This window comes from Chryseobacterium sp. MMS23-Vi53, from assembly GCF_047651245.1.
Classification (GTDB): domain Bacteria; phylum Bacteroidota; class Bacteroidia; order Flavobacteriales; family Weeksellaceae; genus Chryseobacterium.
This window is the reverse complement of record NZ_CP180265.1, coordinates 3,898,046-3,912,253: the sequence shown is the minus strand read 5'-3', so window position 1 is coordinate 3,912,253 and position 14,208 is coordinate 3,898,046. Positions and strand designations below refer to the sequence as shown.

Below are 14,208 nucleotides of genomic sequence, written 5' to 3'. Positions count from 1 at the left end.
ATGATAGATATGAATTTAAAAGATAGGTTTTTCCAAAATTGTTTATTATACTCTCAGGATCAAAATTTAGTTGAAAATCTTTGGTCTGAAATTGAGAAAAAATATTCTGAAAAAGGCAAACATTATCATAATCTGGAACATCTCAAAAATATGTTCGCAGAGCTAGATCTTGTAGAAAATAAGATTGAAAATTTTGTCAATATCTCGTTTTCGGTTTTTTATCATGATATAATTTATGATGCTACGTCCAAATTTAATGAAGAAAAAAGTGCAGAATTTGCGAAATTGAGTCTTACAAAATTAAAATTAACTCCTTTTTTTATAGAAAAAATTTCAGAACAAATCATTGCGACAAAAGCATATCAACAATCTGAAGAGCAAGACACCAATTATCTTTTGGATGCTGATCTTTCGATTTTGGGAAAAGATGTAGAAACTTATATTGATTACACTAAAAAAGTCCGAAAGGAATATTCTATCTATCCTGATTTGCTTTATAAACCAGGAAGAAAGAAAGTTTTAAAGCATTTTTTGGAACTGAGTAGTATTTTTAAGACTGAATATTTTAGAGAAAAATATGAAAAACAGGCAAGGGAAAATATTCAATTTGAAATTGATAGTTTGTAGGATTTTTTTAGTTTTGGCTAAAGCTTATTCTCTGTAAAAAATAAAGCGAACTAAAGTCCGCTTCTATTGATATTTTTCTATTTATACTTTTTGAAAATATTAGAAATTTACAATTGTTTTTTTATAAATTCAACTACTTTTTCCAACACAATTTCCGGAACTTCCTTATGCGGAGTATGACCAACATTTGGAATAATAAACTTTTCTGCACTTCCGCTTACTTGTGAAACTGTCTTTTCGACTTGTTCTAAAGTTCCATATTCATCTGCATCACCTTGAATAAATAATAATGGACTTTTAATATTTTTCAAGACATATTCAATATTCCAGCTTCTGAATTTTTCGCTTAACCAGATTTCTGTCCATGCTTTTACGATCATTTCAACTTTCTCGCCGTGATATTTCTGTAAACGTTCGGGAAGATTGGTGGTATTATAGGCTTCTAAAGCATCTTCAACGCCATTTATCGTTACATCTTCCACGAAAATATGACCAGCTTCGCAGATTGTTGCTCTTATTTTTTCAGGATATTTTGATGCGAAAATTAAAGCAATTGTCCCGCCATCACTGTGACCGAAAAGAATGATATCTTTTAAATTTAATTCATTTAATAAATCATTCAGAACATCGGCTTCTGTTTCCATATAATCGTTTTCACGCTCGTGAGTCGGCATTGGAAAAGACTTTCCGTATCCCAAACGATCATAGACTAAAACATTACATTCAGTTTGCTCAGATAATTTCTTAGGAAAATCTCTCCAAAGCTGAACGGAACCTAAAGAGTCGTGTAAAAAGACAATTGTAGGTTTATTTTCAAATGAATTGTTGTGTTCTATATAAAGTTTTTTACCATTTACATCAATAATCCTTCCTTCCATCAACTTTAAATTTTTACTATAAACTAGGGTTACTTGTATTATTAAATTCATTTAATAAATTTCTGAAAACCATTTCCACAGGAAGAACATCATCTATTAAAGCAGAAACTTGTCCGATTTCCAGTTCGCCATCTTCCATATCACCTTCGAACATTCCTTTTTTGGCTCTTGCGCGACCTAAAGAAGCGATCAGAGATTCTTTATTTCGTCCAACATTGTAGATTTCTTCAAGCTCATTAAAGAACTTATTTTTCACCATTCTTACAGGTGCGAGTTCTTTTAAGGTTAGATGTGTATCGCCTTCTTGAAGTTCGGTGATTTTATGTTTCCAATTTTCGTGAGCACTTGCTTCGACGGTCGCTGCAAAACGAGAGCCGATCTGAACTCCGTCTGCGCCGAGAATCATTGCTGCCTTCATTTGAGAACCTAATGCAATTCCACCTGCTGCTATCAATGGTTTTGATATGTGTTTTCTTACATTTGGAATCAAACAAAGTGTTGTCGTTTCATCTCTTCCGTTATGACCACCTGCTTCGAAACCTTCTGCTACAACGGCGTCAACTCCAGCGTCTTCACATTTCATGGCAAATTTTGTTGAGGAAACAACATGAGCTACTTTTATACCCTCTTTCTGAAGCGTTTCTGTATAAGCTTTAGGACTTCCGGCGGATGTAAAAACAATCTTCACACCTTCTTCCAAAATAATATTGATGATTTCTTCTAAATTTGGGTATAGCAATGCCACATTCACCCCAAAAGGTTTGTCGGTAGCTTTTTTACATTTCTGAATATTTTCGCGTAAAATATCGGGATACATACTTGCAGAACCTATTAAACCCAGTCCTCCGCAATTCGAAACCGCCGAAGCCAGTCTCCATCCGGAATGCCAAATCATTCCCGCCTGAATGATTGGATATTGTATTTGAAATAGTTCCGTAACTCTATTTTGTTGTGATTGCATTTCGTGAAGCTTTTTTGCTGAATTGAAATCTATAAAATTGCTCATGCTGTAAAAATAATAAAAACCACGCTTCTGCAAAGTGTTTCAGAAATTTTTTCTACAAAAAAAACCTCCAGAAATTCTGAAGGTTTGCTATTTATTTTTTAATTGAATCTTTTTTCCAGCTTCCTTTGAAAGCACAAGTGTCATAACGTCCGTCGATGGAAATAAATGTTGTTGGTAATTTTGAATTCACAAACTTCTCAACCATTTCGTTTTTCTTCTTGTTCAGTGCCATCTGCTTGATTCTGTCGTAATCCGTTTCCAAAGTAATTTGGTGAGCAGGAATTACGTCTTCCATTTTGATGATCTTTACCACTTTTCTCTTTCTTTCATCTTCATCATCAAAAGCAGTTGTGATATCTCCCTTGTTTAAACCAGCCAATTCGTAGCTGATTGTTCCCGGAATACTTTCTCTTTCGATTTTATTTGAACCATCCGCTCCCGGAATTACCCCTGCATTGAATTTTGTTCTTTTATCGTCAGAAAATCTGAAAGCCGCATCTTTGAAAGTCATTTTACCATCCTTAATCAAACCTCTGATACTGTCTAATTTTACTTTTGCAGCTTTAATCTCCTCATCATTAGGCGTTGCCATCAGAAGGATGTGTCTTGCATCGTAGATTTTACCTGATTTTTTAACTAATTGAATGATGTGGTAACCAAATTCTGATTCGATAGGATCTGAAATTTCTCCTTCTTGCAGGTTCAGTGCTGCTGCTTCGAAGGGTTTTACCATCTGTCCTTTAGAAATATTTTTCATCAGTCCGCCATTGGAAGCCGAACCTGGATCTTCCGAATAAATTCTTGCCTGGCTTTCAAAAGTTTCTCCTCCTTCGATATCTTTTTTGATCTTTTTCAGTCTGTTGATCAGATCATCTTTATGCGCTTCCGTCAATTTAGGGAACATCATGATCTGAGATAGTGAAACCTCATCTTTGATCTCCGGCAATTGAGCTTTATACATATTATAGAAGTCTGTTACTTCGTTTGGAGTAACGTCTGCTTTTTCTGTAACTCTCTGGTATTTAGCCTGTCCGTAATATTGGTCTGTATCGATTTTCTCGATCGCGTTTTTCATTTCATAACCTGTTCTGAATTTGTACGCTGCCAACATCGTTTTTTCGTCCGGAAACTGAGAAAGCATCTGCTGATACTTTTCATTTGCCTGTTGCTTGATTACAGCAGAACGGTTTTCGATCAGGGTATCTTTTTTTGCTTCGTATACCAACAATTTGTTGTTTAGAAGGTTTTCCAAAAACTCACACTTATCTATATTAGAAGCTCCCTGCTGTTTTGCATAATTCATCTGTTCGTTTACATCAGATTCCAAAACAATTTCATCACCGATTACAGCAGCAATACCATCCACTAAATCTCCTTGTTTCAACTGAGCTTTCATCGTACTGGTCGCGAACAACATGATGAAAATTCCAAAAAGAAAAGTGATCTTAAGTTTATTTGTCATTTTACTATTTTAAACAAGTTGCAAATTTAGAATTCTTAATGAATTACACTAAATTTTTTATTATAAATATTTCTTAAAAAAGACGTATTTACTGTAGTTCAACGTCGAAAGTCGTCAATTCTTTAAATTGTCTCAATCTTCCGAACATATCTGCTTCACTTACCTCTTCAATTCTTTCTGTTCCGAATTTCTCAACGGTGAAAGAAGCCATTGCCGAACCTACGATTAATGCAGACTTCATTGTTTCGAAATCTGTTTTTCCTTTTTTAGCCAGATAAGCTGCAAAACCACCAGCGAAAGTATCTCCTGCTCCAGTCGGATCAAAAACTTCTTCAAGCGGTAGCGCAGGAATTGCAAATACTTTTCCGTCGTGGAATAATAAAGCTCCGTGCTCACCTTTTTTAATGATCACATATTTCGGTCCCATTGTATGTATCTTTTTAGCTGCTTTTACCAAAGAATATTCTCCTGAAAGCTGTCTTGCTTCTTCGTCGTTGATCGTGATAACGTCTGTTTTAGCAATCATGTCCATCAGAATATCCCAAGCAGAATCCATCCAGAAATTCATGGTATCCAGGATCACCAATTTCGGACGGTTGTTCATTTTTTCTAAAACTGAAAGCTGTACTCCGGGATGAAGATTTCCTAACAATAAGATCTCCGCATCCTGCATAGATTCAGGGATTTTTGGATCGAAGTTTTCTAAAACATTCACTTCAGTTACCAAAGTATCTCTTGTATTTAAATCGTTGTGATATTTTCCGGACCAGAAGAATGTTTTACCTTCTTTTACGATCTCGATTCCCTCAATATTTACGTCTCTGTTTGTAAGCATATCAAGGTGTTCTTGTGGGAAATCTCCTCCTACAACGGAAACAATTCCGGATTTTACGCCTAAAATAGATGAAGTGATCCCAATGTATGTTGCTGCACCTCCTAAAATTTTATCTGTTTTACCAAATGGCGTTTCGATCGCATCAAATGCAACGCTTCCTACAACTAAAAGTTTCATATTTTTTTCAAAGTATATTAAAAGTAATTAATTTTTCCATTCAAAAGTGTCGAGCAGATGCTTCATATCTTTTTTGATATAATCTACTGCAGGAGCCAAAGAATCAGGCTTTGGTCTGGTATTAAAGTATAAATAAGCCGTCACGAAATGTTTCGTGCTGTCTGTAATGTAAAATTGAAGATTGGAAGCACTCTGCCCCTTCAATTCATAAAAATTTCCGTATACTTTTCTTTCAGGATATTCGAAAGATTTTGTATCGATGGCACTTGCTTTAATCGTATGTTCGTAAACCATTTTTTCCGCCTCCTGAATATGTGCAGCAAAGTCATTCTGAATCGGGTAATACGTCACGAAAACTTTTGCTTTCATTTTCGGGTAATTCAGATAATACCAACAAGGCTTTTTTGCATCTGTAATCTTTGCAAAATCAGAGTATTCGAATGTATAATTACAATTATTTTCAAATTTCTGATATTTTGGCGTCGGATATTCCAGACGAAGCTCTCCGTAAGGCTTCGGAACCGGATCTTTTCCGCAAGACACCAATAGCAAGGCAACAAAAATAAAAATGGCGTTTTTAAACATTTTGCAAAAGTACAAATTAGATTTCAGATATGGGAAGACAAATTTCAGGATTTCAATGAGTTTTGAAATTGGAATTAAATTTTTGTTTGGATGTTCTGTTTTTTAACGCAAGGAGCGCAAAGTTTTTTTTGACTACTACTTGTTTTTAAGTTCGCAAAGGCGTTTCACTTAACTAAGATTGCTAAGTTTTTAACAGTATGAATCACCAAACAGTTTGGATTCCTACCGGAATGACAAACTGTATGGATGTATTTTATGTATTACAATATTCTGTATGCCATATCATAATTCTGGATATAATTTTCAAGCGGTTTCGGAAAAGACCTTTCGTGAGAGCCTTCAACGTCTGTCACTATGAAATTATTTTCGGCGATAAAATGTTTCCAAATTTCTTCCGAATCGACCTCCACGTTGAAAATTTCTATGCTTAAATTTTTATGAGTGAGCTTATGATTAATCATTTTTACACTTTTAATGAAAGGCATTAATTCATCTGAAATTTCAGGTGGAAATTCAAATAATTTTTTCCAGATAAAGTCATCTTTTCTCTGTTGAATTAAAAACTTTCCGTTTCTATGAACAAAATAATATTTTAAAACTAAATCTTCTGCCTTTACTTTCTTTGTTTTAACAGGAAATTCTAAGATTTTATTCAATGAAAAAGCCAAACAGTCTTCATTCAGAGGACATTCATAGCAAAGAGGTTTTTTCGGTTTACAGATCTCCGAACCCAGATCCATCATTGCCTGATTGAAATCTCCGACATTTTCAGGTAAAATTAAATGTGCCAACTCTGAAAAGTAATTGAATGCTCTTGAGTTTGAAATATCAAAATCATCCGCAAAAATTCGACTTAAAACCCTGTAAAAATTACCATCAACTGCAGGAATTTTTCCATCAAAACAAATGCTGGAAACCGCCGCAGCTGTATATTTCCCGACACCTTTTAATTTTAAAATTTCATCATATTCGTGAGGAAAAGTTCCGTGATAATCATTCATAATTTGTTGAGCCGCCTTATGAACGTTGATCGCTCTAGAATAATATCCCAAACCTTTCCAATGCAGCAAAACTTCATTTTCATCGGCTTCTGCCAGTGTTTTTACATCCGGAAATCTTTTAATGAAATTATTGTAATGACCCAATCCCTGAGCAATTCTCGTCTGCTGAAAAACAATCTCGCAAATCCAGATTTTATAAGGATCTTTTGTTTTTCTGAATGGTAAATCGCGGGCGTTTTTTTTGTACCAAATCAGAAGTTTGTTTCCGATGTGTTTGAAGTCTTGGCTTTCTGTATTTTCCAAAAATTTTGTCTCATTTTAAACCCTCAAGGTTTAGATTTATAATAAATATCAACAAAGATAATTTAATTTTATTTTTTCACAGAATAAATCGGAGCGCCTTTCGTCCATTGATATTTTAGGTGTTTCTTTTCCGCAATGAAACGATATCCTTCTAATTTTTTAAGATAAATATACGATGTCGAATCTCTGTGAAACATCAACTGTTTATTCGAAACAAACTGAAAAGGAAAATTTACTATGGAATCGCGCGTTGTCTTTAAAATTTCTCCTGAGTTGACTTTATAAATGAAAACCGATTTTCCGCGACCTTTAGATTGGTCGACCAGTTTAATGCTCGAGGACGAAACAACCATATCGCTTGCATCAAAGCATTCCTGAGGCCTCATAACGTAAGCTTTTCCTTCCTGTCTTTCATCAGCAAAAAGATCGATTGGATGATCCTGCTGTAGTTTTTTCTCCTCACAACTGAAAGCCACGAAAATTATTGGCAAAAAGTAGAGCAACCTGCCTTTCATATTGATATTTTTAATGATTTGGTAGAAAAAAACCGATGTAAAATTGCATCGGTTTTAATATTTTAGTTAAAATTAAGTTAATCTTGAATATATTCAGCATCCCATTCGTTTCCGTCGTCTCCTTTGTGTCCGTCCAATTTAATAACGAAACTTTTTGTAGGGAAATAAGGGGTTAAACGAATATCCAGCCAAACTCTGTCTTTGTTCACTTTATCCTGCTCAAAACGAACAATTTTGAACTTCTCGATCAATTTGTCCGGACCTTTGATATTGTCCAGGAAAGTCACGATCTGTCTTCTCAAATCATCTTCGTTTCTTGCATTCCAGTTTTCGAAAGCCCTTCTGTTCAAGAAATCAAGCAAAACTTTCGTTACGTAATCGAATACACGAACAACTGAATATGTCTGAAGCCCAATATTGTCTCCTGTAAACAATGTTTTTGCAGAGAAAGCCATGATTTTTCCGTACTCGTTGACCATAGGAACCAATCCCATTTTTTCCAGCTGAGAAATTTCGCTTTTCTTTAATTCAAATTTTACAGCATCAACCTCGTTGATGTTACCGTGCTTTTTACCTGCAGCAACCTGAGACATCAATGTTTTATGGATTTTCCCAGCTAATGAAGTTGAAGGCGGAAGTTCTACATTTTCCTCTTCACCTACTTCTTCTGCTTTTCCACGACCAACAAGCCAGTTACACGTCATAATTACGTTACTTCTGTGCAATTCGCCACCCGTAAGATTCGCAGAATGGAACAGATCTACAACATCATCCGGCTTATCCAGATTAGCGAAATCCGTAACCATCATTACTTTGTTTTCATTACAGATTTTAGCCCATTTTTCAATGACTTTGTTTGATCCTAAATATCCCGGAATCGCTAAGATAGAATAGTTATCTCTAAGATCTAAACGGTCGTAATAGTTCTTAAATTCTTCTGCAATAGCATCAATAAAGATAGGATTATCCAAGTCAGAAACCTGATCTAAACTTGCGTTTACAATACTTACATTGTCAACTTTATCAAGCTCCGTATTTTTATAGAATTGAGCAACAGTTCTGTAGTTTGTTTCCAACTGGCGAACTGCGTCTAATGCATTTTTTAAGTTTGATTTTAAGTTCTGATCGGCAGCCTGTGCTTTTGCTTTGCACGTATCTGCCATTTTATCAGCCGAGTCATTTCCTTCCAGAAGATTAACCCAAAGGTTGATTTTCTGAAGCAATTCTTTTCTTTCGTCTGATTTGTTGCCGTCATTAAGGAAGATTTCCTTTCTGGCTTTTCTCGTAGGGTTCATGTTTGCGATGCCGTCTACAACGGATTCTACAAAACCAAAACCACCAATTTTATTGAGTTCGGCAAGCGGATTACCTTTCGGTTGACCTGCGTGTTGCTGTTGTCCCTGTTGTTGGCTCTCAGCTGCCTGTAATTTACTATCCATGATTAATGTAAAGTCTTTAGATTATTTTTCAAGTTCTTGTGCCACTTCTTTCAGTACTTCTACAAACGCAGCTCTTGTCTGATCGTTTTCCAGCATATTACGCAGAATTTTATTTGTTTTAAGCTGGCGTACAATTTTGTTATATTGTTCCTGCTCCATGCTTAGTTGTTGTAAATAATCTGATTTTTGCGTAAGATTTTTGGGAGTGAAGTCCGCAAGATTTTGAAAACGGAACTCCTCTTCCACCACATTACCGTCCTCCGTTTCGTGTTGTACGCTTACAGAAGGCTGGAAATGTTTGAAGACGTCGTCCACAGTTTTTAATCCTGTTACAATTTCAGGAACATAAGTTTCGTCTGTGGTAAGCTGGCTCACTATCAGCGACTTATTCTCCTGTATTTCCTGGATAGCTTCATTAGCGTCTACTTTTACCTCGTTTCCGCCAACGCCATAATTAAACATTGCCATATTATTATTATTTTGAGATTTCTTGTTTTGGTGTGAATTGTTTTTATCAGCATCAAATAACTGACCAATCCAATGTTTAAATTTAAAAAAAAACTGTAACATACAAAATTTTGTTAAGATTTTTCTTGAAATATTTAATTTAATGGACTAAATATCAATCAAAAATTGCTTTTTAACGATATTACGAATCTAGGAAAAATTAAACAAAAAAACGCATCATTTCTGATGCGTTTTTTATTTCTAACAATTTTTGGCTTGTCTTACCAAATCTTTATTCTGTCTGCCGGAGCTTTATACATTTTATCACCAGGTTTAATATCAAACGCTTTGATGAATGCATCCTGATTTACCAACGGGCCAAATGCTCTGAACACTCCCGGAGAATGCGGATCTGTTTTCACTTGATTTGTCATATACTGATCTGTTGATTTTGTTCTCCAAACTGTTGCCCAGCTCATGAAAAATCTCTGATCCTGATTATACCCGCTGATTAAACCTGGATTTCCGTGATCTTTAAGATACATTTGAAGTGCGTCGTAAGCAACTGCTATTCCACCCAGATCTCCGATATTTTCACCACTTGTAAATTTACCGTTTACAAAACTTCCTTTTACAGGCTCGTAACCGCTGTATTGAGCAGCCAACTGACCTACTTTTGCATCAAAGTTTTTACGGTCTGCATCTGTCCACCAGTTATTTAAGTTACCATCTCCGTCGAATCTTGAACCACTGTCATCAAATCCGTGAGAAATTTCGTGACCGATAACTGCACCGATTCCTCCAAAATTAACCGCAGCATCAGCTTTTGGATTATAAAAAGGCGGCTGTAGAATAGCAGCAGGGAAAACGATTTCGTTATTTGAACCGCTGTAGTAAGCATTTACGGTTTGCGGAGTCATTCCCCATTCTGTTTTGTCAACAGGTTTTCCAACTTTGTCTAAACTTCTTTGATATTGCCAAGCAGAAACATTCTGTAGATTAGAATATAATGTGGTACCTTGAGCCGGAGCATCTACTTTCAATTGAGTATAATCTTTCCATTTGTCTGGATAAGCGATTTTCACTGTGAATTTGGATAATTTTTCCTGTGCCTTTACTTTCGTTGCAGGAGACATCCAATCCATATCGTTGATGTGTGTCTTAAATGATTTTAAAATATAATCAATATAAGTTTCCATCTGCTGTTTTGATTCCGGAGTGAAATATTTTTCAACATATAATTTACCGAAAGCTTCACCCAAAACACTGTTTACAAGAGAAAGCCCCCTTTTATTCATAGGTCGCTGTTCTTTTTGTCCCTGAAGATATTTAGAATAAAAATCGAATCTGATCTGTTCCAGATTTTCATCAAGATTAGAAGCATTTCCATTAATGACATGATATTTCAAATAATCTTTCAACAACGGAAGGTTTTTCTGCGTGATGAAAGAATCCATATTCTGGTAATATTTCAATTCTCCGATAATTACACGGTCTGTATTTACGCCTGCATCTTTCAGATATTTTGCAAGGTTTACATTTTTCACTAAACCGGATAATTCAGAAACATTCTTTGGATTGTATCTTAAATTGGCATCTCTGTTTTGCTCAAGTGTCAATAAATAATTTGCCAGTTGTTTTTCGAAATCAACCACATTTTTTGCAGCAGCATCAGAATTTTTATATCCTAAAACTCCAAATAATTTTCCAACATACGATTGGTATTCTGCTAACGTTTTTGTATTGGCTTCGTTTACTTTTTGGTAGTAATCTCTTCCTAAACCAAGATCCGGACCGCCAAGATACACTGCATTCATATTAGAATTCTTCAAATCTGCACCCACTCTCCATCCGTAGAAAGAGTTGTCGCCTAATTTTGTGGCTTCCAGCAAATATTTTTGAAGATCGTTTACATTTTTGATGGCATCGATTTTTGCCAGATCTCCCTTGATCGGCTTTAATCCGTCTGCATTTCTTTTAGCAGTATCCATAAAAGATGCATACAAATTCTGAATTTTCTGTCCTTCAGAGCCTGCAGGATATGTTTCGGATAAAATTTTGTTTAAAATATCCAAAGAAGCATCATCTACATTTTCTCTCAATGCATTGAAAGATCCCCAACTTGCTTTATCAGAAGGAATCTGAGTAGTTTTCACCCAATTTCCGTTCACATAATTGAAAAAATCATCTTGTGGGCGAACTGTTTTATCCATGTAAGATAAATTGATACCCTCTTCTTTTACTTCCTCTTTTTTCACTGGGTCTACAGCAATTGTCGGTTCCGGTTTCTGAGCAGTATCTGCCGTTTTGGTTGCTCCACACGAATTTAAAAATACTAAACCAGAAAAGGCAAGTATCCCAATATTTAGCTTTTTCATTAAAGATAATTTTTGATTTTACACAAACTTACCAAATATACGAATTTTGATTAATTATTTTAAGTTATAAATTATGAGTTATGAATTGAAAGTTTTTAAGTTTTGGCTAAAGCCTGATTGGATAGATTTATTTTGAAAACGGGCTAAAGCCCGTTTCTATTGATAATGGCAACAAGTGATTTCAGAACCTCAATCACAAATTGATATAGAACCGGTGACTTCGGGAGCCTCAGTCATCGTTGAGGACAAAACTGGACGCTGAGGCTCTCGAAGCCAACATTTTGTCCTTTTCCTGATATTGAAATCAAAGACCGAAACCCTAGCCCCGATTGGCGCGGCATCCTTTTGGGTTGCGGCGGAGCGAAGCGGAGCCGTAACCCAAAAGATACAGCAGAAAGCGGGATTAAGCTCCTTAAAACAAAAAACCGCTCATTTCTGAACGGTTTCTAATATTATTGATCTGATGATTACCAGATTTTGATTCTGTCTGCAGGAGCTTTGTATAATTTATCTCCTTGCTTCACGTCGAATGCTTTGTAGAAGGCATCAACATTGATGATAGGTCCGAAACTTCTGAAATATCCAGGAGAGTGCGGATCTGTTTTTACTTGGTTTACCATGTATTTTTCACTAGATAACGTTCTCCAAACTGTTGCCCAGCTTAAGAAAAATCTCTGATCTTGTGTATAACCACTGATTTGTCCAGGATTTCCTTTATCTTTTAAATACATTTGAAGCGCATCGTAAGCGATGTTTACACCACCTAAATCTGCAATATTTTCACCGTTTGTGAATGTTCCGTTTACGAAAGTTCCTTTTACAGGCTCGTATTTATCGTACTGAGCAGCAAGAGCTTTAGTTGCTTTTTCGAAGTTAGCTTTATCTTCCGGAGTCCACCAGTCAACTAAGTTCCCGTCTGCATCAAACTGTGCACCAGAATCATCGAATCCGTGGCTCATTTCGTGACCGATAACAGCACCGATTCCACCAAAATTCACTGCAGCATCAGCTTTAGGATTGAAGAAAGGCGGCTGAAGAATTGCAGCAGGGAAAACGATTTCGTTGTTTACAGGGTTGTAGTAAGCATTTACAGTTTGTGGAGTCATTCCCCATTCTGTTTTGTCAACCGGTTTTCCGATTTTCGCTAAATCTTTATTGTACTGCCATTCTGTAATGTTCTGAAGGTTTGAATATAAATTTCCACCTTTAGTTTCAGGAGTGATTGTTAATTTAGAATAGTCTTTCCATTTGTCCGGATAAGCAACTTTTACAGTAAATTTATTCAGTTTCTGCATTGCTTTTTCCTTCGTTGTAGAAGACATCCAAGTTAAACCATTGATGTGAACTGCAAAACTTTTCTTTAAATAATCAATTAATTCAACCATTTGAGCTTTAGCTTCTGCAGGGAAATATTTTTCAACATATAATTTTCCGAAAGCCTCACCCAAAGTTCCGTTGATTAACTCGTAACCTCTTTTGTTTAAAGCTCTCTGCTCCTGTTGACCTCTTAAATATTTACCATAGAAAGCAAATTTCATGTCTCCCAATTTTTCGCTTAAATAAGAAGCGCTTCCGTGAATCATGTGGAATTTAAGATAATCCTTAATTACAGGAAGATTTTGAGTACTGATGAATTTATCTAAATTTTTGTAATATCCTAGTTCCCCGATGATTACTTTATCTGTATTTACTCCTACAGCCTTAAGGTAAGCCGGAAGATTTACATTTTTAACCAAACCAGAAAGTTCAGCCATAGTTTGAGGATTATATTGAAGCGTATTATCACGGCTTTGCTCATTAGTTAAATAAGTTTGAGCAATGCTTTTTTCGTAATCTACAATACCTTTTGCAGCTGCATCAGCATTTTTGTACCCCAACTCTTTCAACATAGAAGCTACATATTTCGTATATTCTGCGATAGCTTCGGTGTTTTTTTCGTTTACTTTCTGGTAATAATCTCTTCCTAAACCTAGAGATGCATTTCCTAAATAAACTGCATTCATTTTAGAATCTTTCAAATCTGCATCTACACCCCATCCGTAGAAAGTATTTTCACCTTCTTTCGTTACTGAAGTTAAATAATTTTGAAGATCCGTAAGGTTTTTGATCGCATCAATTTTGCTGATGTTTGCCTGAATTGGCTTGATTCCGTCTGCATTTCTCTTCGACATATTCATGTACGTAGCGTACAGATCCTGAATTTTTTTACCCTCTGTTCCGTCAGCAAATTTGTCTTTCAAAAGAGAGTTCAGAATCGTCATTGAATTATTGTCTGTATCTTCAGCCAATTTGTTGAAACTTCCCCAAGTAGGCTTATCAGAAGGAATTTTGGCAGTTTTCATCCAAGTTCCACTCACATAGTTATAAAAATCATCTTGTGGACGAACCGATTTATCCATCAAGCTAAGGTCTAAACCTTTGTCTGTCACCTGAGCGTTCACTGTTTGCGAACCAATCCCTGCTAATAAAGCCAAAGAAAGCGTTAATTTTTTCATTATAATTACAATTTTACAATAAGTGTAACTTTTTTTTAATTCGTTACTTTTTTATGAAAA

12 protein-coding genes are annotated in these 14,208 nt (G+C 35.6%); 1 reads left to right on the top strand and 11 read right to left on the bottom strand.

The window, feature by feature from the left end:
- Positions 1–9 precede the first annotated feature (9 nt).
- Complete coding sequence (locus ACKX2A_RS17575; RefSeq protein ID WP_415326229.1) at positions 10–627, top strand: hypothetical protein; 618 nt, start codon at positions 10–12, stop codon at positions 625–627.
- 107 nt (positions 628–734) lie between these two features.
- Here ACKX2A_RS17575 and ACKX2A_RS17570 read toward each other — a convergent pair whose 3' ends face one another.
- The 11 genes from ACKX2A_RS17570 to ACKX2A_RS17520 all read right to left on the bottom strand — a co-directional run bounded on the left by ACKX2A_RS17570 (position 735) and on the right by ACKX2A_RS17520 (position 14,148).
- Complete coding sequence (locus tag ACKX2A_RS17570) at positions 735–1,505, bottom strand: alpha/beta fold hydrolase (protein WP_415326228.1); 771 nt, start codon at positions 1,503–1,505, stop codon at positions 735–737.
- Positions 1,506–1,521: 16 nt separating this feature from the next.
- Entirely contained in the window at positions 1,522–2,466 is a 945-nt protein-coding gene (locus ACKX2A_RS17565) for an NAD(P)H-dependent flavin oxidoreductase (protein ID WP_415326227.1), read from the bottom strand.
- Positions 2,467–2,602: 136 nt separating this feature from the next.
- Positions 2,603–3,973, bottom strand: coding sequence for a peptidylprolyl isomerase (locus tag ACKX2A_RS17560; protein WP_415326226.1), 1,371 nt, complete (start codon positions 3,971–3,973; stop codon positions 2,603–2,605).
- An 88-nt stretch (positions 3,974–4,061) separates the two neighbouring features.
- Positions 4,062–4,985 carry a PfkB family carbohydrate kinase gene (locus ACKX2A_RS17555; protein WP_415326225.1) on the bottom strand — a complete coding sequence of 308 codons (924 nt, stop codon included), beginning with the start codon at positions 4,983–4,985 and terminating at the stop codon, positions 4,062–4,064.
- 27 nt (positions 4,986–5,012) lie between these two features.
- On the bottom strand, positions 5,013–5,570 hold the full coding sequence (gene gldD, locus ACKX2A_RS17550) for a gliding motility lipoprotein GldD (RefSeq protein ID WP_415326224.1): 558 nt from the start codon (positions 5,568–5,570) through the stop codon (positions 5,013–5,015).
- Positions 5,571–5,830: 260 nt separating this feature from the next.
- Positions 5,831–6,874, bottom strand: a complete 1,044-nt coding sequence (mutY, locus tag ACKX2A_RS17545; RefSeq protein ID WP_415326223.1) for an A/G-specific adenine glycosylase — start codon at positions 6,872–6,874, stop codon at positions 5,831–5,833.
- Between the two features lie 68 nt (positions 6,875–6,942).
- Positions 6,943–7,389, bottom strand: coding sequence for a hypothetical protein (locus ACKX2A_RS17540; protein ID WP_415326222.1), 447 nt, complete (start codon positions 7,387–7,389; stop codon positions 6,943–6,945).
- Positions 7,390–7,466: 77 nt separating this feature from the next.
- Positions 7,467–8,828, bottom strand: a complete 1,362-nt coding sequence (locus ACKX2A_RS17535; RefSeq protein WP_415326221.1) for a DUF5458 family protein — start codon at positions 8,826–8,828, stop codon at positions 7,467–7,469.
- A 21-nt stretch (positions 8,829–8,849) separates the two neighbouring features.
- Positions 8,850–9,398, bottom strand: coding sequence for a type VI secretion system contractile sheath small subunit (locus ACKX2A_RS17530; RefSeq protein WP_415326220.1), 549 nt, complete (start codon positions 9,396–9,398; stop codon positions 8,850–8,852).
- Positions 9,399–9,556: 158 nt separating this feature from the next.
- Complete coding sequence (locus ACKX2A_RS17525) at positions 9,557–11,653, bottom strand: M13 family metallopeptidase (protein WP_415326219.1); 2,097 nt, start codon at positions 11,651–11,653, stop codon at positions 9,557–9,559.
- A 467-nt stretch (positions 11,654–12,120) separates the two neighbouring features.
- Positions 12,121–14,148 carry a M13 family metallopeptidase gene (locus ACKX2A_RS17520; protein WP_415326218.1) on the bottom strand — a complete coding sequence of 676 codons (2,028 nt, stop codon included), beginning with the start codon at positions 14,146–14,148 and terminating at the stop codon, positions 12,121–12,123.
- Between the last annotated feature and the right edge of the window lie 60 nt (positions 14,149–14,208).

What these genes read in the sequence shown, in the direction of transcription:
- ACKX2A_RS17575 (WP_415326229.1), top strand. Translation starts at nt 10, where the DNA reads ATGAATTTAAAAGATAGGTTTTTCCAAAATTGTTTATTATACTCTCAG.
- ACKX2A_RS17570 (WP_415326228.1), bottom strand. Translation starts at nt 1,505, where the DNA reads ATGGAAGGAAGGATTATTGATGTAAATGGTAAAAAACTTTATATAGAA.
- ACKX2A_RS17565 (WP_415326227.1), bottom strand. Translation starts at nt 2,466, where the DNA reads ATGCAATCACAACAAAATAGAGTTACGGAACTATTTCAAATACAATAT.
- ACKX2A_RS17560 (WP_415326226.1), bottom strand. Translation starts at nt 3,973, where the DNA reads ATGACAAATAAACTTAAGATCACTTTTCTTTTTGGAATTTTCATCATG.
- ACKX2A_RS17555 (WP_415326225.1), bottom strand. Translation starts at nt 4,985, where the DNA reads ATGAAACTTTTAGTTGTAGGAAGCGTTGCATTTGATGCGATCGAAACG.
- gldD (WP_415326224.1), bottom strand. Translation starts at nt 5,570, where the DNA reads ATGTTTAAAAACGCCATTTTTATTTTTGTTGCCTTGCTATTGGTGTCT.
- ACKX2A_RS17540 (WP_415326222.1), bottom strand. Translation starts at nt 7,389, where the DNA reads ATGAAAGGCAGGTTGCTCTACTTTTTGCCAATAATTTTCGTGGCTTTC.
- ACKX2A_RS17535 (WP_415326221.1), bottom strand. Translation starts at nt 8,828, where the DNA reads ATGGATAGTAAATTACAGGCAGCTGAGAGCCAACAACAGGGACAACAG.
- ACKX2A_RS17530 (WP_415326220.1), bottom strand. Translation starts at nt 9,398, where the DNA reads ATGTTACAGTTTTTTTTTAAATTTAAACATTGGATTGGTCAGTTATTT.
- ACKX2A_RS17525 (WP_415326219.1), bottom strand. Translation starts at nt 11,653, where the DNA reads ATGAAAAAGCTAAATATTGGGATACTTGCCTTTTCTGGTTTAGTATTT.
- ACKX2A_RS17520 (WP_415326218.1), bottom strand. Translation starts at nt 14,148, where the DNA reads ATGAAAAAATTAACGCTTTCTTTGGCTTTATTAGCAGGGATTGGTTCG.